This is a genomic window from Pantoea sp. Z09 (assembly GCF_022394795.1).
Taxonomy (GTDB): domain Bacteria; phylum Pseudomonadota; class Gammaproteobacteria; order Enterobacterales; family Enterobacteriaceae; genus Pantoea; species Pantoea latae.
Window position 1 is genome coordinate 661860 of record NZ_CP092373.1, and the last position, 18399, is coordinate 680258.

Below are 18399 nucleotides of genomic sequence, written 5' to 3' on the forward strand. Positions count from 1 at the left end.
TTGAAGAACAGAAATAAATAGCGAAAGGCTGAAAAAAAGCGGCAAAAACTGACAAAAAACCGGTTTGCCGCTGCGCTGTGGCATGAGCTATTTGTGGCATTTTTGCAGCGTGAAAAGCAAACGCCCTCAAAAAGAGGGCGTTTGTTCAGGGGCGGGTTACTCGCTGACGCGATAGCGCTCCAGCCAGTGCGCGTACGGCGCAGGCAGCACCCAGGACGGCTGCGGCTTATCGAGCGCCAGCGCCGCATGGTAAGGCCAGTGCGGGTTTTTCAGGTGCGCGCGGCCGACCATCACCAGGTCGAGCTGCTCTTTTTCAACGGTGTCGTTGGCGATGTGCGGCGCATCGATGCCCCACGCAGAGGCGACGGCGATGTCAGCTTCGCGACGCACGCGCTCGGCAATCGGCGCCAGGAAGGCGGGCGTGCCCCAGGGAATGTTGGTGTCCGGCGTAGAGAAGCCCACGCTGACGCTCAGCAGATCGAGACCGTTAGCGCGCCAGTAGCGCGTCAGGTCGATCGCCTCCGCCAGCGTCTCTTCGTCGCGGCCGTCATACTCCAGCACGCCGAAACGCGCGGTGAGCGGCAGGTTTTCCGGCCAGACTTCGCGCACGGCGTCGAACGTTTCACGCAGGAAGCGGCTGCGGCCCGCGGCATCGCCGCCATACTCATCGGTGCGCTGGTTGGCGTGCACGGAGAAAAAGCTCTGCGCCAGATAGCCGTGCGCGAAGTGCAGTTCCAGCCACTGATAGCCTGCATCGCGCGCGCGGATGGCCGCCTGCACGAAGTCGTTGCGCACGCGCGCGATATCGTCCAGCGTCATGGCGCGCGGCACCTGCGGCAGGTTGTTGCCGAAGGCGACGGCAGAAGGCGAAATAGTCTCCCAGCCGCGTGCGTCGCCAGCCGCGATATGGTCATCGCCTTCCCAGGGTTTGTTGGCGCTGGCTTTACGACCGGCGTGGCCGATCTGAATGCCCGGCACGGCGCCCGCCGCTTTGATCGCCTGCGCGACCTGCGCCAGACCTTCGGCCTGCGCGTCATCCCATAAGCCCAGACAGCCTGGAGTGATGCGGCCTTCCGGCGACACGGCGGTCGCTTCGACGATCACCAGGCTCGCGCCGCCGCGCGCCAGCGCCGCGTAGTGCACGCGGTGCCAGTCATTGATAAAGCCATTTTCGGCGCTGTATTGACACATTGGCGGCACGGCGATGCGGTTACGCAGCGTCACGTCTTTTAAACGGAATTCAGAAAACAGAGACATAACACCCCTTTAATCATGTTTAATTTCAATCACTTGTTTCCCCGTAAAATTACGGTGCTGCAGCGCCAGCAGCTGCTGCGGTAGCGCCGTAAACGGGAAGCTCAGGATCGATTCGCTCAGCAATGTACCCTGAGATATCGCCTGCAGCATACGCTCCCTGTGCTGCGTCAGATGGTGGCCGACCGAACCGTCAGCGCCATCCGAACCAGCGCGTCAGACATAGGCGCCTGCCGAGTAGGTCAGCTCGTAGCTGTGGCTGTAGATCTCGATGATATTGCCGAAGGGATCTTCCATGTAAACCATGCGATAGGGCTTTTCGCCGGGATAGTATTCGCGCACCGGCATGCGCTGTTTCCCGCCCGCGGCGACGATTTTTGCCGCCAGACCCTCGACGTCGGGATCCTGCACGCAGAAGTGAAACACGCCGCTTTTCCAGTATTCAAAATTGTTTTCCCGCTTCTCGGCGTCGCGAAACTCGAAAATCTCCACGCCGACCCGATCGCCGGTCGAGAGATGCGCGATGCGCAGCGCGCCCCAGCCCTGGCCGAACACGTCGCTGCACATCACGCCGATGGCGGAGTCATCTTCCTGGATGGCGGTGGGCGGCATAATCAGGTACCAGCCCATCACCTCGGTATAAAATTTTACCGCCGCATCCAGATCGGTGACCGACAGGCCGATATGGGAAAAGGCGCGTGGATAGGTCGTTGCCATGTTTCATCTCCGGTTGTGGAAAAGATAAACAGGCTAGCGATGCGCAGGTATAATGAAAACAGTGATTCAGTTATAAGGATGATAAAAAATCATTATGTACCCGCCGCAGTGGCTTCGATCGTTTGCGACGCTGGCCGACGTGGGCAGCTTTACCGAAACCGCCGATCGTCTGGGGATCACCCAGGCGGCGGTCAGCCAGCATATCCGTCATCTGGAGCAGACGCTCGGGCCGCTGATGCTGCGCAGCAAGCGGCCGCTGGAGCTGACGCCTGCGGGGCAGGCGCTGCTGATTTACTGCCAGGAGATCGATCGCGCCGATCAGCGCCTGACGCTGCGCCTCAGCGAAGCGGAGGTCACCTGCGGCGAAATCAGCGTTATCACGCCCGGCAGCATCGGGCTGCAGATCTATCCGCTGCTGCTGGCGCTGCAGCAGCAGCATCCCGATCTGGTGATGCGCCATCGGTTCGCGCCGGACAGCGAAGTGATGGACGCGGTGCTGCACAACCGTTTTGAAATGGGACTGGTGACGCAGAAGCCGGACGATCGTCGACTCAGCGCGACACGCTTCGCCGAAGAGCCGCTGGAGCTGGTCGCGCCCGCTGGCGTGCAGGCGGCGAGCTGGCAGGATCTGGAGGCGCTGGGCTATATCGATCATCCTGACGGTCAGGCGATGGCGACGCGGCTGCTAAGCCGGCGCTTTCCCGGCAATCCCGGCGTGCGCAATCTGCCGCTGCGCGGCTTCAGTAATCAGATCAGCTTGATCCTCGAACCGGTGGCGCGCGGGCTGGGTTTTACCGTTATCCCGCGCTATGCGCGACTGGCGTTCGCCCGACCCGAGACGATACAGGTCATCGAAAGCGAGATCGGGCTGGTGGATACCATCTGGCTGATCCACCGCGCCGAATGGCCGCTCTCGTCGCGCGCGAAGCTGGCGCTCGCCTGGCTGCAGGAGAGGCTAGGGTAGCGCGCTCCCGCCTGCGGCTTATTTCGCCAGCGTCGCCTTGATCACTTCCTGATAAGGCGTGGTGGCGCGGCCAATTAGCTGGCTCAGGCTGCGTGAGTCGTCAAACAGCCCGCCCTGCGACGCGCCCTTGTCGGAATCCGCCAGCATCTCCGCCAGACCCTCCGGCAGGCCAGCGCCCTTCAGCGCGCTGGCGAATTCGGCGGGCGACAGATTAACGTACTCCACCTGTTCGCCGGACTGACGCGCAATCTCAGCGGCGAATTCCGCCAGCGTATAGCTGTCGTCGCCCGCCAGCTCGTAGATTTTGCCCGCCTGATCGTCGCGAGCGATCACCGCCGCCGCCGCCTCGGCGTAGTCACGGCGCGCCGCCGACGCGATACGCCCTTCGCCAGCCGAACCGATAAAGGCGTGATGCGTCAGGGCTGGCGCGATGCTGGCAGCGTAGTTTTCGGTGTACCAGCCGTTGCGCAGCAGGGCGAAGGGGATACCGGAGGCCTGCAGCAGCGCCTCGGTGGCGCGGTGTTCGACGCCGAGACCGAGCGGCGAGCTGTCGGCGTGCAGCAGGCTGGTGTAGGCGATAAATTTCACGCTGGCGGAGTTGGCCGCGTTAATCACCGCCCGATGCTGCGCTTCGCGCTGGCCGACCTCGCTGCCGGAGATCAGCAGCAGCTTCTCCACGCCGGAGAAGGCGGACATCAGCGTGTCCGGCTGGCTGTAGTCTGCTTTGCGCACGGTTACGCCTTTTGCCGCCAGGTCTGCGGCTTTTTCCGGCGATCGCACGGCGGCAACGATTTGCTCCGCTGGCACGCTTTTCAGCAGGGCGTCAATGACCAGACGGCCTAGCTGGCCGGTTGCACCTGTTATTGCAATCATGTTCTCTCCTTTCTGCATGGGCTGTTGTTACAAACAAGGTTAGGGGATAAGCTAACTTTTAGTAAGTACTTACAGATTTGTTAGTTTGGAGAATTGCCGGTAAATGTCTGAAAAGATAAGTGAAAAATTTAGCCGCGGCGAACTGCTGAACGTTGACTGTCCGTCGCGCGAGGTGCTCAGGCGCGTCACCAGCCGCTGGAGCGTGCTGATCTTTCTGGCACTGCGTCACGACAAACTGCGCTTCAGCGAGCTGCGTCGCGCCGTCGGCGGCGTTAGCGAGCGCATGCTGGCGCAGACGCTGCGCCATATGGAAGAAGACGGCTTCGTCGAACGCATCGCCTATAACGTGGTGCCGCCGCACGTCGAGTACGCGCTGACGCCGCTCGGCCGCGAGCTGGAAGGGCAGGTGGTCGGCCTTGCGGACTGGCTGGAGCTGAATGTGAACCGTATTCTGGCACAGCGTAAGCAAGCCTGACGGCGCGCGCTACGTCAGATAGCGCTGAAACCACGCCAGCGTCCGGCTCCAGGCGAGTTCAGCCGCTGCACGGTCGTAGCGCGGCGTTGAGTCGTTGTGAAAGCCGTGGTTGACGCCAGGGTAGATCCACGCCTCATACACGTTGTGGTTCTCTTTCAGCGCCGCCTCAAAGGCAGGCCAGCCTGCGTTGATATTGCTGTCCAGTTCGGCATAGTGCAGTAGCAGCGGCGCCTTGATGCGCGCCACATCCTCCGCTTTCGGCTGACGGCCATAGAAGGGCACGGCGCAGGCGAGATCGGGAAACGCCACCGCCGCCGCGTTTGCCACGCCGCCGCCGTAGCAGAAGCCGGTGATGCCCACCTTGCCGCTGCTTTCCGCGTGCTGCTTCAGGAAATCGACCGCCGCGAAAAAGTCGTTCATCAGCTTAACGGGATCGACCTTCGCCTGCATAGCGCGGCCTTCGTCGTCGTTGCCGGGATAGCCGCCCAGCGAGCTGAGGCCGTCCGGCGCCAGCGCGATGTAGCCCGCTTTTGCCACGCGGCGCGCCACATCTTCAATATAGGGATTCAGCCCGCGGTTCTCATGCACCACCACCACGGTGGCGGTTTTGCCCCTGGTCTGCGTCGGGCGCACCAGATAGCCGCGCACCTCGCCGTGGCCCTGTGGGGAAGGGTAGTGGATATAGTCGGCCTTAATGGCGGGGTCGGTAAATTCCACCTGCTGCGCCAGCGCGTAGTTGGGGCTCATCAGGCTGAGCAGCGTCGCGCCGGTCATGCCGCCGATCGCCAGCTTGCCGGCCATGGCGATGAACTCGCGCTTACTGATCCTGCCGTGGGCGTAATAGTCGTAAAGCTCGAGCAGTTCCTGGGGAAAATCTTGTGCCGTCAGACGTGCCATCGGGACTCCTTAACGCAGATTAACCAGAGCCACTAACAGAGCACAGCCTGCGACGGCTGGCAAATCGGACGACGCATTCTGTTAACAACGCCCGATGGTACCGATCCAGCGGGCGCTGGAAAGCGCAATGGCGCACGCGCCTTGCCGCTGCGTCAGTAAAGAGCCGGCTGCTTTTATTACCGCAGCGCAACCGTCGGCGCTTATTAACAACTTTATTTCATCTCTTCTGCGCGGCGCAATTAAGCGCGGCGCAATTATTAATAATGCCCATCTGCCATAAAAGGGGATTTTTAAACAAAACGGCTTAAAAAGAATTCCAGACGGGCTAAATGCTTAATTTGCATTAGATATGGCCTGTACTAATCTACAAGATTGACCGCTTTTCACCTGTGGGTATAGAGAAAATAACACGCCAAAACAGGGCGTTGCAGTGGTAAAAAAGCGCTGTGCCGTCAGCGCCTTATGCCTCAATAATCGTGCAACAACAAATAACAAAGATGTCACATTAAAGCCTGTGAATTAACCTAAAGTCTGGCGTTAAATTAGATAATTGCGGACAAAAACAATGACCAAAATCAAAAAACACTGTTATAGTTTTTGCATCCCAGACTGTTTCTGTTTGTCAGGCGCGAGTTCTTATAAATTCGCGCCAGCAATAGGTTTAAGCGCAGCGTAAATATTAACGCTGTGCTTTAGTTGTTAATTATAAGTAAATATATGGTGTTATATGTGGCAACGAGGTAAGCAATGTTCGGATTAGACGCCTTTCATCTGGCCAGGATACAGTTCGCGTTTACTGTCTCCTTTCACATTCTTTTTCCCGCCATCACCATCGGTCTCGCCAGTTTTCTGGCCGTGCTCGAAGGGATGTGGCTGAAAAGCCGTAATGAGACCTACCGCGATCTCTATCACTTCTGGTCCAAAGTTTTTGCCGTTAACTTTGGTATGGGCGTGGTATCGGGTCTGGTGATGGCCTATCAGTTCGGCACCAACTGGAGCGGCTTCTCGCAGTTTGCGGGCAGCATTACCGGTCCGTTGCTCACCTATGAAGTGCTGACCGCCTTCTTCCTCGAAGCGGGCTTCCTCGGCGTGATGCTGTTCGGCTGGAACCGCGTCGGTCCTGGCCTGCACTTCTTCGCCACCTGCATGGTGGCGCTCGGCACTCTGATCTCCACTTTCTGGATCCTCGCCTCCAACAGCTGGATGCATACGCCGCAGGGCTACCTGATCCAGAACGGAATTGTGGTGCCGGAAGACTGGCTGAAAATCATTTTCAACCCCTCGTTCCCTTATCGCCTGTTCCATATGTCGGTGGCGGCGTTCCTCGCCAGCGCCTTCTTTGTCGGCGCGTCCGGTGCATGGCATCTGCTGCGCGGCAACGATAACCCGGCTATTCGCAAGATGTTCTCCATGGCGCTGTGGATGGCGCTGATCGTCGCACCGATTCAGGCGATGATCGGCGATGCGCACGGGCTGAACACCCTGGAGCATCAGCCGGCGAAAATCGCCGCGATTGAAGGCCACTGGGAGAACCCGCCGGGCGAAGCGACGCCGCTGATCCTGTTCGGCATCCCGGATATGGATGAAGAGCGCACCAAATACGCGGTGGAAATTCCCTATCTCGGCAGTTTGATCCTGACGCACAGCCTGGATAAGCAGGTGCCGGCGCTGAAGACCTTCCCGAAAGAGGATCGTCCTAACTCGCTGGTTATCTTCTGGTCGTTCCGCGTGATGGTGGCGATGGGGCTGCTGATGATCACCCTCGGCGTGGTCAGCCTGTGGCTGCGTTATAAAGGCCGCCTTTATCAGTCGCGTCCGTTCCTGTGGTTCGCCCTGCTGATGGGGCCGTCCGGCCTGATTGCGCTGCTGGCGGGCTGGTTCACCACCGAGATCGGTCGTCAGCCGTGGGTGGTCTACGGCGTGCAGCGCACCATCGACGCGGTCTCCGGTCATGGCGATCTGCATATGAGCATCAGCCTGCTCGCCTTTATCGTGGTCTACTCTGCGGTGTTCGGCGTCGGCTATGTCTATATGATCCGCCTGATTAAGAAAGGCCCGCTCACCGGCGAAGGCAAAGATGTTCGTCACGGCGGTCCAGGCCATGGCAAAACGCCGGCTCGTCCGCTCTCTGCGGCGCATGAAAGTCTGAACGATCCGCAGGAGGGAAAATAAGATGATCGATTTTTCCATTATCTGGTTCGCGATTATCGTTTTCGCGACGCTGATGTACATCGTGATGGACGGCTTCGATCTCGGTATCGGGCTGCTGTTCCCCTTTAATAAGGATGCGGTCGAGCGCGACATGATGGTGAACACCGTCGCGCCGGTCTGGGACGGCAACGAGACCTGGCTGGTGCTGGGCGGCGCGGGCCTGTATGGCGCCTTCCCGCTGGCCTATTCGGTGATCGCCGATGCGCTCTCGATTCCGCTGACGGCGATGCTGATCGGCCTGATTTTCCGCGGCGTCGCCTTCGAGTTCCGCTTTAAGGCGACCGAAACGCACCGCGCGTTCTGGGACAAATCTTTCGTCGCGGGTTCGATTCTGGCGACCTTTAGCCAGGGCGTTGCGGTCGGCGCGATGCTCGACGGCATTAAGGTGACGGGCCGTCACTTCAGCGGTTCTGCAATGGACTGGCTGGCGCCGTTCCCGCTGTTCTGCGGCGTGGGTCTGGTGATCGCCTATGCGCTGCTGGGCTGCACCTGGCTGATTATGAAAACCGAGCATGAGCTGCATCGCAAGATGTCGGCGCTGGCGACGCCGCTGGTGATCGCGCTGCTGGTGGTGGTGGGCATTATCAGCCTGTGGACGCCGTTCAGCCATGACGCCATCGCGCAGCGCTGGTTCACCCGTCCGAACCTGTACTGGTTCCTGCCGGTTCCGGCGCTGGTGCTGCTCTGCTCGTGGGGCATTATTCGCGCCATCAAGCGTGAGGCGCACTACTCGCCGTTTCTGCTGACGCTGGCGCTGATTTTCCTCGGCTTTTCCGGCCTGGGCATCAGCGTATGGCCGAATATTATTCCGCCTTCCGTTACCATCTGGCAGGCCGCGTCGCCGGCGATTAGCCAGGCCTTTATGCTGGTGGGCAGCCTGTTAATTATTCCGATGATCCTCGGCTACACCTTCTGGAGCTACTACGTGTTCCGCGGGAAAATCAAAGCAGACGAAGGATACCATTGATATGCAAACTGAGGTCGGCAACGTGAAACACCACAATGAACCCAAAGCGCCGTTGTGGAAACGCATTCTGTGGCTGGTGGTGATCTATGGAGCAAGCGTGCTGGCGCTCGGTGTGGTGGCAATGCTGTTCCGTATGATGATGACTGCGGCGGGTATGCGCAGCCACTAATCTTTTCGTTCCTGTCAAAGGCCGCAAAGTGCTTACTGAGCGGCTGGCATGGACCGAAGAGCAAAACGTCCCGCGACAAGGACAAAAACGCCGGGAGCGTTTTTGAACAACGAGCAACGTTGGCCCGTTTACGGGCGCACCTCAGGGATGAGGTGCGTAACTGCGCGGACCGAGCGAGCAGGGATGCGTAAAGCGCCTTTGCGATCGGTCCATGCTATCCGCGTGTGCATCTTCATCCACAGACAACACGTTTTGTTATCCTTTTCGCAGACTAAGCATTAAATGCCTTTTGCCCGCGTTGGGCTTACGCTTTCTTTACCCTTCCTTACATGCGTAAGACATTTTTGTTATGATTATGTGACTAATCCCGCAATACTTTTCTACGATCCCCACACAAATGCTCAGCCTGAACGTAAAAAAACAGTACATCAGCGATCTGGTGGAGTGGATTGAAGCGAATCTGACCGACGACCTTAATATCGATCTGATCACCCTGAAATCTGGTTACTCCAAATGGCATATGCAGCGCATGTTCAAAGAGATGACCGGCCAGACGCTGGCGGCCTATACGCGCAAACGCCGCCTCACCATGTCCGCCATGGCGCTGCGCCTGACGCGCATGCCGCTGATCGACATCGCGGTGCGCTTTGGTTTCGACAACCAGCAGAACTTCACCCGCGTCTTCAAAAACCACTTCTCGCTGACGCCGGGCGCCTTCCGTCGCGTGCCCGATTTGCAGCTGCAAAGCTTTCACGGCCCGATCTCGGTGCATGGCGAAATGCTGCAGGCGCAGCTGGTGGAGCGCGATGAGCTGCAGCTGCGCGGGGAAGTGGTGGAGTGGGAGTGTAAATTCGGCGACTACGTGCGCGATCACGCGCACACCGTGGCGCAGCAGGCGCGCAGCTTTGTGCGCTTCGCCGGTCAGCACGTCGAGCGCGGCTGGCTCGGCTTCCAGTACGGCCCCGGCAGCTCGGCGGCGGAGCAGCAGCACATTAGCCTGTTTCAGGCGCTGGAGAGCCAGCACGCCGATATCATGGGGTCGCATATCGTCAACTGGACCTCGGCGCGCGGGCTTTACGCCACTATTCCCTGGCAGGGCGCGCCGGAACAGCTGACGCGCTTTATCGCCGATCTCTACTACGTGCATCTGCCCGCGCTGGGCGTCGCGCGCCGTCAGGGAAAAGATCTGCTGCGTCTCGATATGAAAGCCTCGACGCCGGACGCGCTGGTCGGCCTCTTCTCCATTCCTGTCACGCTGAGCTAGCAGCGGCTTTTCGTGCGGTGAACTGTGATAAACCGCACGATTTTATAAAATAGATGCGTTTTCTGGCGTAAAATTCCTGCCTTAACCCGGAAGCCGTGCGGATATCGTGCATAAGGCCTGCCGGACTGGATATTCATCTGCCTTTCAGGTTCTTTTCGAACCAGACATATAACACGACGACAACCATGAAACTGACTTCGCTGTTCCTTGTTACGGCGCTTTCTGCTTTGCCGCTCTTTGCCGGCGCCCAGATGGCTGAACCCTTTACGCCGCCTGCTGGCCTGCATCCGCATGCCCAGCCGACCCAGCATGAAATCCTCGGCGACAACGCGCTGCCGCAGCAGTCGCCGAAGCACTTCGGCGCCGACGCCTTAAACGACAACCTCTGATCGCCGCGCGCGACCTCCGCGCGCTTCTCTGATTCGCATGCTCTTCTGTGCGCAGGCATTCGCCTGCGCACCTTTTCGGCTGCGCGGAAATAGCACAATCGATCCTTGCGTGTAAGATATATCATGAGTAATCTGGGCGCCTCAAATGAGAATCATTCTTCTGTTTTCTCACGCATTCACGGCCGCAGCCGGCGGCGTAAAAGGAGGATTTATGCATTCCGACAACCAGGCGTCCCGCAGCCGCGCGCCGCAGCGCGTGCGCAACGAACTGCGCTTTCGCCACATCACCGTCGCCAGCAAAACGCTGGTCGCCAGCGAATTCTGGCGCATCACCTTTCACGGCAGCGATCTGGCGGGCTTCCACTCGCCGGGCTTTGACGACCATATCAAAGTTTTTTTCCCGCAGGAGAGCGGCGCGGAACTGCAGCTGCCGCAGATGACCGACGACGGCATCGTCTGGCCAGGCGGCGCGCGTCCGCCGGCGCGCGACTATACGCCGCTTGCCTTTGACGGCGAATCGTCGCTGACGCTCGACTTCTATATCCACGACGGTGGCGTCGCCAGCGGCTGGGCGCAGCAGGCGAAAGAGGGCGATCGCCTGATTATGGGCGGCCCGCGCGGCTCGCTGGTGGTGCCGACCGACTACGCGTTTCAGCTCTACGTCTGCGATGAAACCGGGCTGCCGGCGTTCAAACGCCGTCAGGCCGACGCCAGGGCGCAGGCGCTGCATCTGTTCGCCTGCGTGGATGAAGCGACCGGGCGCGACTACCTGCCAGATCTGGCTGGCGTCAACGCCCACTGGCTCGGCAGCGGCGCGGCGCAGGCGGATAAGCTGATCGCCGCGCTGGATAACATCGCCGTGCCGCAGGAGGATTACTTTATCTGGCTGACCGGCGAGGGCGACTTCGCCAAGGCGCTCGGCGACTACTTTGTCACGCGTCGCGGCCTCGATCCCGCCTTTGTGCGCGCCGTCGCTTACTGGCACGCCAAATAGGCCGATACCGCCGCCCGTGTTGAATTTTGCCAGGCGGCGGACTACTATCATCCTCCCGTAAAGACTCCCTTCAGGCAGGCAATGAAACAGGATCCGGCTTTCTCGTGTCACCAGGATTCCGCTCCGCGCGGCGGATGCGGCGGTCGCCGTAAGCGACGTGAAAAGATGCTGGACGCCAGCGATATCCGCCTGTTAATGCTGCATTTTCTGGCGCAAAACGACGCACACGGCTACGAGCTGATCAAGTCGATCGAAGAGCTGTCTAAAGGCGAATACTCTCCAAGTCCCGGCATTATCTATCCCAATCTGACGCTGCTGGAAGAGCTGGACGCCATCAGCGTGGTGGACGCGCAGGCGTCGCGCAAAGCCTATACGCTGAATGCGGCGGGACGCGCGCAGCTGGCGGAGCAGCAGCCGCAGGTCGAGCAGCTGATTGAGCGCCTGTCGTCGCTGGCGGTGCTGGTCAATAACCGCAGCATTCCCGACGTCGATCAGGCGATCCACCGTATGCGTACCACGCTCAATAGCCGCCTCGCCCAGCAAGACATATCGCCGGAAACCCTGGCAAAGGTGGTCGAGGCGCTAAACGCGGCGGCGGATAAAATCGCTGCCAGCTAAGCCTCAGCTTTTTTTCTTATCCACATGACCTAACGGCCGATCCGGGAAGCAGACGTCGCGCACGCGCTGCTTCAGCGCCGCCGCGTCAGGAAAGCCGCCGTCGCGTTTACGCTCCCACAGCATATCGTCATTAATGACAATCTCAAATACCCCGCCGGTGCCCGGCTTCAGCGTGACTGCCGCCAGGTCGTCGGCGAAGGTGTGCAGCAGCTCCTGCGCCATCCAGGCGGAACGCAGCAGCCAGTTACACTGGGTGCAGTAGTGGATGATAATGGAGGGTTTCTCGGTCATAGCGGTTTCCCTGTCGACGTTAGTTTCGCTCTGCACGCAGATTAGCAAATCGTGCGGTGTAAGATACATCTTACTCTAAAGCCAGTTGATAATGATTACCACTTACATTACATTTCTGGCGAAATTATTCATAATAAAAAAGACGTTCTGTTTACGGTTTGATGTGCAAAACCGTGCTTTGTCTACTGACAGCAAGTAAGTGAGCAAATACTAACAATCAATAAGGTATTTGCGCTTATGTCTTCAATGTTTCAGGGATTCACCCAGCCGCGACTCTGTAAAATCGCGCTGCTGGCTGCCTCGGTTCACGCCGCCTGCGGCTATGCCGCCAGCGAAACGCCTGCCAGCGAAAAAAGCAGCGCCGACCCGGTCATGACCGTTACCGCGCCGAAGCCAAAGGCGGGCAATAAAACCACATTATCCGCCGCCGACCTGCAAAAACGTGGGGCCAACGACTTCGGCTCCATTATGTGCTATGAGCCGCTGATCAGCGCCACCGGATCGGCGGGCGGCTCCTCCTCAGGCAAAAGCGGCTTCGACCGCGCCGGCTACAGCGGCTACAACATTCGCGGCCTGGAGAGCAACCGCGTCGGGCTCGACGTTGACGGCATTCCCCTGCCGGACGCCACCGGCCGTCCCTACGTTAGCCGCGTCGGCAACAACACCTTCGGCATCGGGCGCGGCGACTATATCGATCCCTATATGTTCGGCAGCGTCGAGATTGAAAAGGGCGCGACCGCGGTCGATCAGCCCAACGCCTCGATTGGCGGCAACGTCTCGTTTCACAACAAAAGCGCCGACGACTACCTGAGCGGCAGCAAAAACAGTTACTTCGGCTATCAGAGTAACTACAACTCCGCCGACCGCAGCTGGCACAACGGCATCACGGCGGCAGCGGGCGACGATGAACTGCGCGGCCTGTTTGTCTACAGCCGCCGCGACGGTCAGGAGACGCAAAACAACAGCGGCGTGAAGCAGGCCTATCCGGCTAACTGGCACTCCGACGCCTTTATGACCTCCGGCATCTGGCAGCCCAACGACCAGCATAAGCTGAGCGCCACTTTCGACTACTACCACAAAACTAACCACACCCACTACGACGGCTGGGATACCTCCGGCAATACCGTCTGGGGCACCTCGCAGCAGCAGAGCGACACGCGCCGCTTCGGCGTCAGCCTGGCGGATGAGTGGACGCCCTACAGCGATCTGCTCGACACTCTGACCACGCGCCTCTACTGGCAGAAAACCGAGTCGCACGACAATACCTGGATGCCGAGCAGCGCCAGCGCCTGGGAAAGGGTCTATTCCGATTACAACACCCGCAGCCTCGGCTTCGACACGCGCGCCACGAAAATCGTCGGCCGCCACGAGCTGAGCGCCGGCGTTAACGCCAGCATCGAGAGCACCGAGCGCCCGTTCCGTCAGTCGCCCACGCCGAGCCAGTACAGCGTGATCATGCAGCCGCAGGCCGACAGCCGCAGCTACACCGTCGCCGGCTACCTGCAGGATAAGATCAACTTCGACCTCGACAGCCACGGCTTCGCAGTGATCCCCGGCGTGCGCGTGATGTATCAGAACACCAAACCGCGCAACCTCTCCGACCTCACCGCTGGCAGCAGCGTGCTGACCGAAGAGCAGCTGGAAACGCTCTACGGCTCCGGCAACAGCGACACCGAAGTGCTGCCGTCGCTTACCCTGCAGTACGATCTGACGCCAGCGCTCATCACCTATTTGCAGTACAAGCGCGGCGTCGAGTTCCCGACCGCCAGCCAGCTCTACGGCTCCTGGAACCTCGGCTCCAGCTATGCGGGCCGCGCGCAGTATGCGCTGGTCGGCAACGCCGATCTCGACACCGAAACCAGCAACAACTTCGAGTGGGGAGTGAAAGGCCAGGCGGTGGAAGGCGTGACGGTGAACGCCTCGCTGTTCTACAACCAGTACAAAAACTTTATCGCCTACACGCGCTATACCCGCGCCGGCAACCCTGACAAGTTCGTTAACGTGCCGGGCAATATTTACACCACCTACCAGGCGGAGAACCGCGACAAGGCCTATATCTACGGCGCGGAGCTGGCGACTAAACTCAACTTCGGCACCTGGTTCCAGCAGGTCGACGGGCTGAGCGCCACCTTTGCGCTGGGCTATAACGAAGGGAAGTCGAAGTCGAGCTATTCAGGCGACAAGTATGTCGATCTCGACAGCGTCGCGCCGCTGAAGGCGATCGTCGGGCTGGCGTGGGATGACGTGCAGCGCGGCTACGGCGCGGCGGTCACCGCAACCTTCGTCAAAGGCAAACGCGCCACGGAAACCAACCGCGAAAGCTATACCAACAGCGGCGCGGCGCTCACCGACGCCACCAGCGAGTATATGCGCGTGCCGGGTTATGGCATGGTAGATGCAACGGCCTACTGGCAGGTGGCGAAGAACGTCAGGCTGAGCGGCGGCATCTATAACCTGACCGACCGCAAATACTGGGACTACACCAGCAGCCGCGAGCTGACCAGCGAGACGGCGCAGGATCGCAACGATGTGGCGCTGGCGGTGATGCCGGGCCGCACGTACCAGCTGGGCGTCAACGTCGATTTCTAATCACTCGTCCGCCCTGCGCTGAGGCAGGGCGTTTTTGCTACGGGAGCAACGCGCAATGAATCCACTGTTTCAACATTATCAAACGCTGAAAAGCAGCCACCCGAAAAAATACGCCCGCGATCTGGCCGCGCTGATGGGCATCAGCGAAGCGGCGCTGTGCGACGCCCGCGTCGGTCAGGACGCGCAGCGGCTACAGCCGCAGTTCCGCGAGCTGCTGCAGGCGCTAGAAGCGGTCGGCGAAACCAAAAATATCACCCGCAACGACTATGCGGTGCATGAGCATCTTGGCAGCTATCAGAACCTTAAAATGGGCGATCACGCCGGGCTGGTGCTAAACCCGCGCGCGCTCGATCTGCGTCTGTTTCCCGGCCAGTGGCGCAGCGCGTTTTTCCTGCGCGAGCAGAGCGCGCACGGCGAGCGGCAGAGCATTCAGATTTTCGATCGTCACGGCGACGCGGTGCTGAAAATTTACGCCACTGACCATACTGACATGCCGGCCTGGCAGGCGCTGATCGCGCGCTTCGCTGACGAGGCGCCCGCCGCGCTGCACGTCGACGCGCCAGAACCGGCCAGCTTCGCCGAAGAGATCGACGCCGCCGCTATCGACAGCGAGTGGCGCGCCATGACCGACGTGCATCAGTTCTTTGGCCTGCTGAAGCGCCATAACGTCTCGCGCCCGCAGGCGTTCCGCGCGGCGGGCAGCGATCTGGCGTGGCGCGTGGAGAACGACGCGCTGGCGCGGCTGCTAACGCTGGCGCAGCAGGAAGGCAATGAAATCATGATCTTCGTCGGCAATCGCGGCTGCACCCAGATCTTTACCGGCGCGGTGGAAAAAGTGGTGCCGATGGAGAACTGGCTCAATATTTTCAACCCGCGCTTTACGCTGCACCTGATGGCGGACCAGATCCACGAGAGCTGGGTGACGCGCAAACCCGGCAGCGACGGCTTCGTCACCAGCCTGGAGCTGTTCGCCGCCGACGGCACGCAGATCGCGCAGCTCTACGGCCAGCGCAGCGAAGGCACGCCGGAGCAGGCGCGCTGGCGCGAGCAGGTGACCTCGCTGAGCGCGGCGGGAGAAGTGGCATGAAACGCCTGATCCCCTGGCTGCTGCTGCTGGCGCTGCAGTCGCTGGCGGCGGAGCGCGTTATCTCAATCGGCGGCGACGTCACGCAGATTGTCTATGCGCTGGGCGGCCAGCAGGCGCTGGTGGCGCGCGACAGCACCAGCCAGCATCCGGCGCTGGCGAAAAAGCTGCCGGATATCGGCTATATGCGTCAGCTTAACGCCGAGGGCATTCTGGCGCTGAAGCCGACGCTGGTGCTGAGCAGCGAGCAGGCGAAACCCTCGCTGGCGCTGCAGCAGATCGCCCAGGCGGGCGTAAAGGTGGTGGAAGTTACCGGCGAGAACAGCCTTGATGCTATCCCGAAAAAGATCCTGACCATCGGCAAGGCGCTGCAGCGCGAGGAAGAGGCGCAGACGCTGGCGCAGCAGGTGAGCCGCACGCTGGCGGTGCTGCCGACGCGGCCGCTGCCGGTAAAAGTGCTGTTTATTATGACCCACAGCGGCATGAAGTCGCTGGCGGCGGGCAGCGACACCGCCGCCGACGGCGCCATCCGCAGCGCCGGGCTGGTCAACGCGATGGGCGCGGTGCCGCACTATCAGCCGCTGTCGCAGGAGGGCGTTATCGCCGCCGCGCCGGATCTGGTGGTGATCGGCGATGACGGGCTGAAAACCCTGGGCGATGAAGAGAAGGTGTGGCAGCTGCCTGGCCTGGCGCTGACCCCGGCGGGCCAGCAGAAGAACCTGCTGGTAATCGACGAGATGGCGCTGCTCGGCTTCGGTCTCGACACCCCTGGCGCCCTCGTGAAGCTGCGCAAAGCGGCGGAAGCGGCGCGGCATGAGTAATCCGCGCGCGCTGCGCTGGCTGGCGCTGATGCTGATCGCCATGCTGGCGGCGGTGGCGCTGGCGGCGAATCTCGGCGCGATGACGCTGTCGCCGCGCGCCCTGTGGCTGGCGCCGCTCAGCGACACGCTCTGGCAGATCTGGCTTAACATCCGTTTGCCGCGCGTGCTGCTGGCGGTGGTCATCGGCATGGCGCTGGCGGTGTCCGGCGCGGTGATGCAGGGGCTGTTTCGCAACCCGCTCGCCGATCCCGGCCTGCTCGGCATCAGCAGCGGCGCGGGGCTGGCGGTGGCGATCGCCATTGTGTTGCCGCTGGCGCTGCCGCCGCTGCTGGCGCTCTGGCTGCCGAGCGTGGCGGCCTTTCTCGGCAGCCTGGCGGTGATGGCGTTGATTTTCAGCTTCAGCCAGCTGGCGCAGGGCAGTCTGGCGCGTCTGCTGCTGGTGGGTATCGCCATCAACGCGCTGTGCGGCGCGGCGGTGGGCGTGCTCGCCTGGCTGAGCAACGATCAGCAGCTGCGCCAGCTCTCGCTGTGGGGCATGGGCAGCCTGAGCCAGGCGCAGTGGCCGATGCTGGCGGTGTGCGCCGCCTTTATTCTGCCGTCGCTGCTGCTGACGCAGCTGCGTGCGCGTCATCTTAATCTGCTGCAGCTGGGGGAAGAGGACGCGCACTATATGGGCATCGACGTGCGCCGCACCCAGCGGCAGCTGCTGGTGCTGAGCGCGCTGCTGGTGGGCGCGGCGGTGTCGGTAAGCGGCATTATCGGCTTTGTCGGGCTGGTGGTGCCGCACGTGATGCGCTTCTGTCTCGGCAGCGATCACCGCTGGATGCTGCCTGGATCGGCGCTGGCGGGCGCGCTGCTGCTGCTGCTGGCGGATACGCTGGCGCGCACGGTGGTGGTGCCGGCCGAAATGCCGGTAGGGCTGCTGACCAGCCTGCTGGGCGGCCCCTGGTTTCTCTGGCTGATCCTGCGTCAGCAGCGAGGAGGTGAGTGATGGAACAGCTAGAAGCGCGCAGCCTGTGCTACGCACAGGGCGGACGGCAGCTGATCGACACGCTGGATCTGGCGCTTAAGCCCGGCGAAATGGTGGCGCTGATCGGCCCCAACGGCGCGGGCAAGTCGACGCTGCTGCGCATGCTGACCGGCTTTGTCACGCCGGACAGCGGCGAGTGCCGACTGGGGGATCGCCCGCTTGCCGCGTGGCCGCGTCAGCAGCTGGCGCAGCGGCGTGCGGTGATGCGCCAGCAAAATCTGGTCACCTTCTCGCTGCCCGCCGCCGCCGTGGTGGCGATGGGTCGCGCGCCCTGGCCCAGCGCGGGCGCAGAGGCGATTGTCGACGAGGTGATGGCGCTGACCGGCTGCAGCGAGCTGGCCGGACGCGACTATCGGCTGCTCTCCGGCGGCGAGCAGCAGCGCGTGCAGCTGGCGCGCGTGCTGGCGCAGCTGTGGCGCGACGGCGCGCCGCGCGGCTGGCTGTTTCTCGATGAGCCGACCTCGGCGCTCGATCTCTTCTGGCAGCAGAGCACGCTGCGCCTGCTGCATCGTTTATCACGCCAGGGCGATTTAGGCGTCTGCGCCGTGCTGCACGATCTCAACCTCGCCGCGCTCTGGGCGGATCGCATCCTGCTGCTGCATCAGGGCAGGATGGTGGCGCAGGGCTCGCCGCAGGCGGTGATGACCGAAGCGACGCTGACGCGCTGGTATCAGGCGGAGCTGCGCGTCACCGCGCATCACGAGAGTGGCAGGCCGGTGATCCAGCTGCGCGCCTGACGCCGTTTGGCTTACTATTCATGGCGTTAGCCCTTAGCGGCGCGCCGATTTTCAA

General features: G+C 61.3%; 20 protein-coding genes. 14 read left to right on the forward strand and 6 right to left on the reverse strand.

From position 1 onward, the window contains the following. Positions 1 to 156: 156 nt before the first annotated feature. From MC269_RS03295 to MC269_RS03305, 3 genes are all read right to left on the reverse strand, one after another. Entirely contained in the window at positions 157 to 1257 is a 1101-nt protein-coding gene (locus tag MC269_RS03295; RefSeq protein WP_081139710.1) for an NADH:flavin oxidoreductase/NADH oxidase, read from the reverse strand. Positions 1258 to 1266: 9 nt separating this feature from the next. Beyond that, positions 1267 to 1407 carry a hypothetical protein gene (locus MC269_RS03300; RefSeq protein ID WP_239953926.1) on the reverse strand — a complete coding sequence of 47 codons (141 nt, stop codon included), beginning with the start codon at positions 1405 to 1407 and terminating at the stop codon, positions 1267 to 1269. A 63-nt stretch (positions 1408 to 1470) separates the two neighbouring features. After that, positions 1471 to 1971, reverse strand: coding sequence for a lactoylglutathione lyase family protein (locus tag MC269_RS03305; RefSeq protein WP_081139706.1), 501 nt, complete (start codon positions 1969 to 1971; stop codon positions 1471 to 1473). Between the two features lie 94 nt (positions 1972 to 2065). On the opposite strand from MC269_RS03305, the gene MC269_RS03310 reads away from it, so the two are divergent. Next, the gene (locus tag MC269_RS03310) at positions 2066 to 2935 is read left to right on the forward strand and encodes a LysR family transcriptional regulator (RefSeq protein WP_239953928.1); all 870 of its coding nucleotides are present in this window, start codon (positions 2066 to 2068) and stop codon (positions 2933 to 2935) included. Between the two features lie 18 nt (positions 2936 to 2953). On the opposite strand, the gene MC269_RS03315 is transcribed toward MC269_RS03310, so the two are convergent. Then, positions 2954 to 3808: an SDR family oxidoreductase gene (locus MC269_RS03315; RefSeq protein WP_081139702.1), complete on the reverse strand. Its 855-nt coding sequence runs from the start codon at positions 3806 to 3808 to the stop codon at positions 2954 to 2956. A 103-nt stretch (positions 3809 to 3911) separates the two neighbouring features. On the opposite strand from MC269_RS03315, the gene MC269_RS03320 reads away from it, so the two are divergent. Next, positions 3912 to 4283 carry a helix-turn-helix domain-containing protein gene (locus tag MC269_RS03320; RefSeq protein WP_081139701.1) on the forward strand — a complete coding sequence of 124 codons (372 nt, stop codon included), beginning with the start codon at positions 3912 to 3914 and terminating at the stop codon, positions 4281 to 4283. A 9-nt stretch (positions 4284 to 4292) separates the two neighbouring features. On the opposite strand, the gene yghX is transcribed toward MC269_RS03320, so the two are convergent. After that, positions 4293 to 5180: a YghX family hydrolase gene (gene yghX, locus MC269_RS03325; protein WP_239953930.1), complete on the reverse strand. Its 888-nt coding sequence runs from the start codon at positions 5178 to 5180 to the stop codon at positions 4293 to 4295. 747 nt (positions 5181 to 5927) lie between these two features. Here yghX and MC269_RS03330 point away from each other — a divergent pair. The 7 genes from MC269_RS03330 (at position 5928) to MC269_RS03360 (ending at position 11792) form a co-directional block, all read left to right on the forward strand. Beyond that, positions 5928 to 7352, forward strand: a complete 1425-nt coding sequence (locus tag MC269_RS03330; RefSeq protein ID WP_081139697.1) for a cytochrome ubiquinol oxidase subunit I — start codon at positions 5928 to 5930, stop codon at positions 7350 to 7352. 1 nt (position 7353) lies between these two features. Beyond that, positions 7354 to 8358, forward strand: coding sequence for a cytochrome d ubiquinol oxidase subunit II (cydB, locus tag MC269_RS03335; protein ID WP_081139695.1), 1005 nt, complete (start codon positions 7354 to 7356; stop codon positions 8356 to 8358). Position 8359: 1 nt separating this feature from the next. Then, positions 8360 to 8527 carry a DUF2474 domain-containing protein gene (locus MC269_RS03340; protein ID WP_239953931.1) on the forward strand — a complete coding sequence of 56 codons (168 nt, stop codon included), beginning with the start codon at positions 8360 to 8362 and terminating at the stop codon, positions 8525 to 8527. 397 nt (positions 8528 to 8924) lie between these two features. After that, positions 8925 to 9791, forward strand: coding sequence for a helix-turn-helix domain-containing protein (locus tag MC269_RS03345; RefSeq protein WP_239953933.1), 867 nt, complete (start codon positions 8925 to 8927; stop codon positions 9789 to 9791). A 185-nt stretch (positions 9792 to 9976) separates the two neighbouring features. Beyond that, on the forward strand, positions 9977 to 10180 hold the full coding sequence (locus tag MC269_RS03350) for a hypothetical protein (protein ID WP_239953935.1): 204 nt from the start codon (positions 9977 to 9979) through the stop codon (positions 10178 to 10180). Between the two features lie 211 nt (positions 10181 to 10391). After that, positions 10392 to 11174: a siderophore-interacting protein gene (locus MC269_RS03355; protein ID WP_239953937.1), complete on the forward strand. Its 783-nt coding sequence runs from the start codon at positions 10392 to 10394 to the stop codon at positions 11172 to 11174. A gap of 81 nt (positions 11175 to 11255) precedes the next feature. Next, the gene (locus MC269_RS03360) at positions 11256 to 11792 is read left to right on the forward strand and encodes a PadR family transcriptional regulator (RefSeq protein WP_081140851.1); all 537 of its coding nucleotides are present in this window, start codon (positions 11256 to 11258) and stop codon (positions 11790 to 11792) included. Positions 11793 to 11795: 3 nt separating this feature from the next. Here MC269_RS03360 and MC269_RS03365 read toward each other — a convergent pair whose 3' ends face one another. Further along, positions 11796 to 12083 carry a SelT/SelW/SelH family protein gene (locus MC269_RS03365; protein WP_239953939.1) on the reverse strand — a complete coding sequence of 96 codons (288 nt, stop codon included), beginning with the start codon at positions 12081 to 12083 and terminating at the stop codon, positions 11796 to 11798. Positions 12084 to 12320: 237 nt separating this feature from the next. On the opposite strand from MC269_RS03365, the gene MC269_RS03370 reads away from it, so the two are divergent. Genes MC269_RS03370 through MC269_RS03390 form a run of 5 tightly spaced genes read left to right on the forward strand, consistent with a single transcriptional unit; the run spans position 12321 to position 18344 of the window. Then, a complete protein-coding gene (locus MC269_RS03370; protein WP_239953941.1) occupies positions 12321 to 14672 on the forward strand; it encodes a TonB-dependent receptor domain-containing protein in 2352 nt (783 codons plus the stop codon). Between the two features lie 55 nt (positions 14673 to 14727). Next, a complete protein-coding gene (locus tag MC269_RS03375) occupies positions 14728 to 15759 on the forward strand; it encodes a hemin-degrading factor (protein WP_239953943.1) in 1032 nt (343 codons plus the stop codon). Next, entirely contained in the window at positions 15756 to 16577 is an 822-nt protein-coding gene (locus MC269_RS03380) for a hemin ABC transporter substrate-binding protein (RefSeq protein ID WP_239953945.1), read from the forward strand. The genes MC269_RS03375 and MC269_RS03380 overlap by 4 nt, the downstream gene beginning before the upstream one ends. After that, complete coding sequence (locus tag MC269_RS03385) at positions 16570 to 17568, forward strand: iron ABC transporter permease (protein WP_239953947.1); 999 nt, start codon at positions 16570 to 16572, stop codon at positions 17566 to 17568. The genes MC269_RS03380 and MC269_RS03385 overlap by 8 nt, the downstream gene beginning before the upstream one ends. Continuing rightward, positions 17568 to 18344, forward strand: coding sequence for a heme ABC transporter ATP-binding protein (locus MC269_RS03390; RefSeq protein WP_239953949.1), 777 nt, complete (start codon positions 17568 to 17570; stop codon positions 18342 to 18344). Before MC269_RS03385 ends, MC269_RS03390 begins: the two co-directional genes overlap by 1 nt. The last annotated feature ends 55 nt before the right edge of the window (positions 18345 to 18399 follow it).

Excerpts from the sequence above, each read along its gene's own strand:
- MC269_RS03295 (WP_081139710.1), bottom strand. The coding sequence starts at position 1,257 with ATGTCTCTGTTTTCTGAATTCCGTTTAAAAGACGTGACGCTGCGTAAC.
- MC269_RS03300 (WP_239953926.1), bottom strand. The coding sequence starts at position 1,407 with ATGCTGCAGGCGATATCTCAGGGTACATTGCTGAGCGAATCGATCCTG.
- MC269_RS03305 (WP_081139706.1), bottom strand. The coding sequence starts at position 1,971 with ATGGCAACGACCTATCCACGCGCCTTTTCCCATATCGGCCTGTCGGTC.
- MC269_RS03310 (WP_239953928.1), top strand. The coding sequence starts at position 2,066 with ATGTACCCGCCGCAGTGGCTTCGATCGTTTGCGACGCTGGCCGACGTG.
- MC269_RS03315 (WP_081139702.1), bottom strand. The coding sequence starts at position 3,808 with ATGATTGCAATAACAGGTGCAACCGGCCAGCTAGGCCGTCTGGTCATT.
- MC269_RS03320 (WP_081139701.1), top strand. The coding sequence starts at position 3,912 with ATGTCTGAAAAGATAAGTGAAAAATTTAGCCGCGGCGAACTGCTGAAC.
- yghX (WP_239953930.1), bottom strand. The coding sequence starts at position 5,180 with ATGGCACGTCTGACGGCACAAGATTTTCCCCAGGAACTGCTCGAGCTT.
- MC269_RS03330 (WP_081139697.1), top strand. The coding sequence starts at position 5,928 with ATGTTCGGATTAGACGCCTTTCATCTGGCCAGGATACAGTTCGCGTTT.
- cydB (WP_081139695.1), top strand. The coding sequence starts at position 7,354 with ATGATCGATTTTTCCATTATCTGGTTCGCGATTATCGTTTTCGCGACG.
- MC269_RS03340 (WP_239953931.1), top strand. The coding sequence starts at position 8,360 with ATGCAAACTGAGGTCGGCAACGTGAAACACCACAATGAACCCAAAGCG.
- MC269_RS03345 (WP_239953933.1), top strand. The coding sequence starts at position 8,925 with ATGCTCAGCCTGAACGTAAAAAAACAGTACATCAGCGATCTGGTGGAG.
- MC269_RS03350 (WP_239953935.1), top strand. The coding sequence starts at position 9,977 with ATGAAACTGACTTCGCTGTTCCTTGTTACGGCGCTTTCTGCTTTGCCG.
- MC269_RS03355 (WP_239953937.1), top strand. The coding sequence starts at position 10,392 with ATGCATTCCGACAACCAGGCGTCCCGCAGCCGCGCGCCGCAGCGCGTG.
- MC269_RS03360 (WP_081140851.1), top strand. The coding sequence starts at position 11,256 with ATGAAACAGGATCCGGCTTTCTCGTGTCACCAGGATTCCGCTCCGCGC.
- MC269_RS03365 (WP_239953939.1), bottom strand. The coding sequence starts at position 12,083 with ATGACCGAGAAACCCTCCATTATCATCCACTACTGCACCCAGTGTAAC.
- MC269_RS03370 (WP_239953941.1), top strand. The coding sequence starts at position 12,321 with ATGTCTTCAATGTTTCAGGGATTCACCCAGCCGCGACTCTGTAAAATC.
- MC269_RS03375 (WP_239953943.1), top strand. The coding sequence starts at position 14,728 with ATGAATCCACTGTTTCAACATTATCAAACGCTGAAAAGCAGCCACCCG.
- MC269_RS03380 (WP_239953945.1), top strand. The coding sequence starts at position 15,756 with ATGAAACGCCTGATCCCCTGGCTGCTGCTGCTGGCGCTGCAGTCGCTG.
- MC269_RS03385 (WP_239953947.1), top strand. The coding sequence starts at position 16,570 with ATGAGTAATCCGCGCGCGCTGCGCTGGCTGGCGCTGATGCTGATCGCC.
- MC269_RS03390 (WP_239953949.1), top strand. The coding sequence starts at position 17,568 with ATGGAACAGCTAGAAGCGCGCAGCCTGTGCTACGCACAGGGCGGACGG.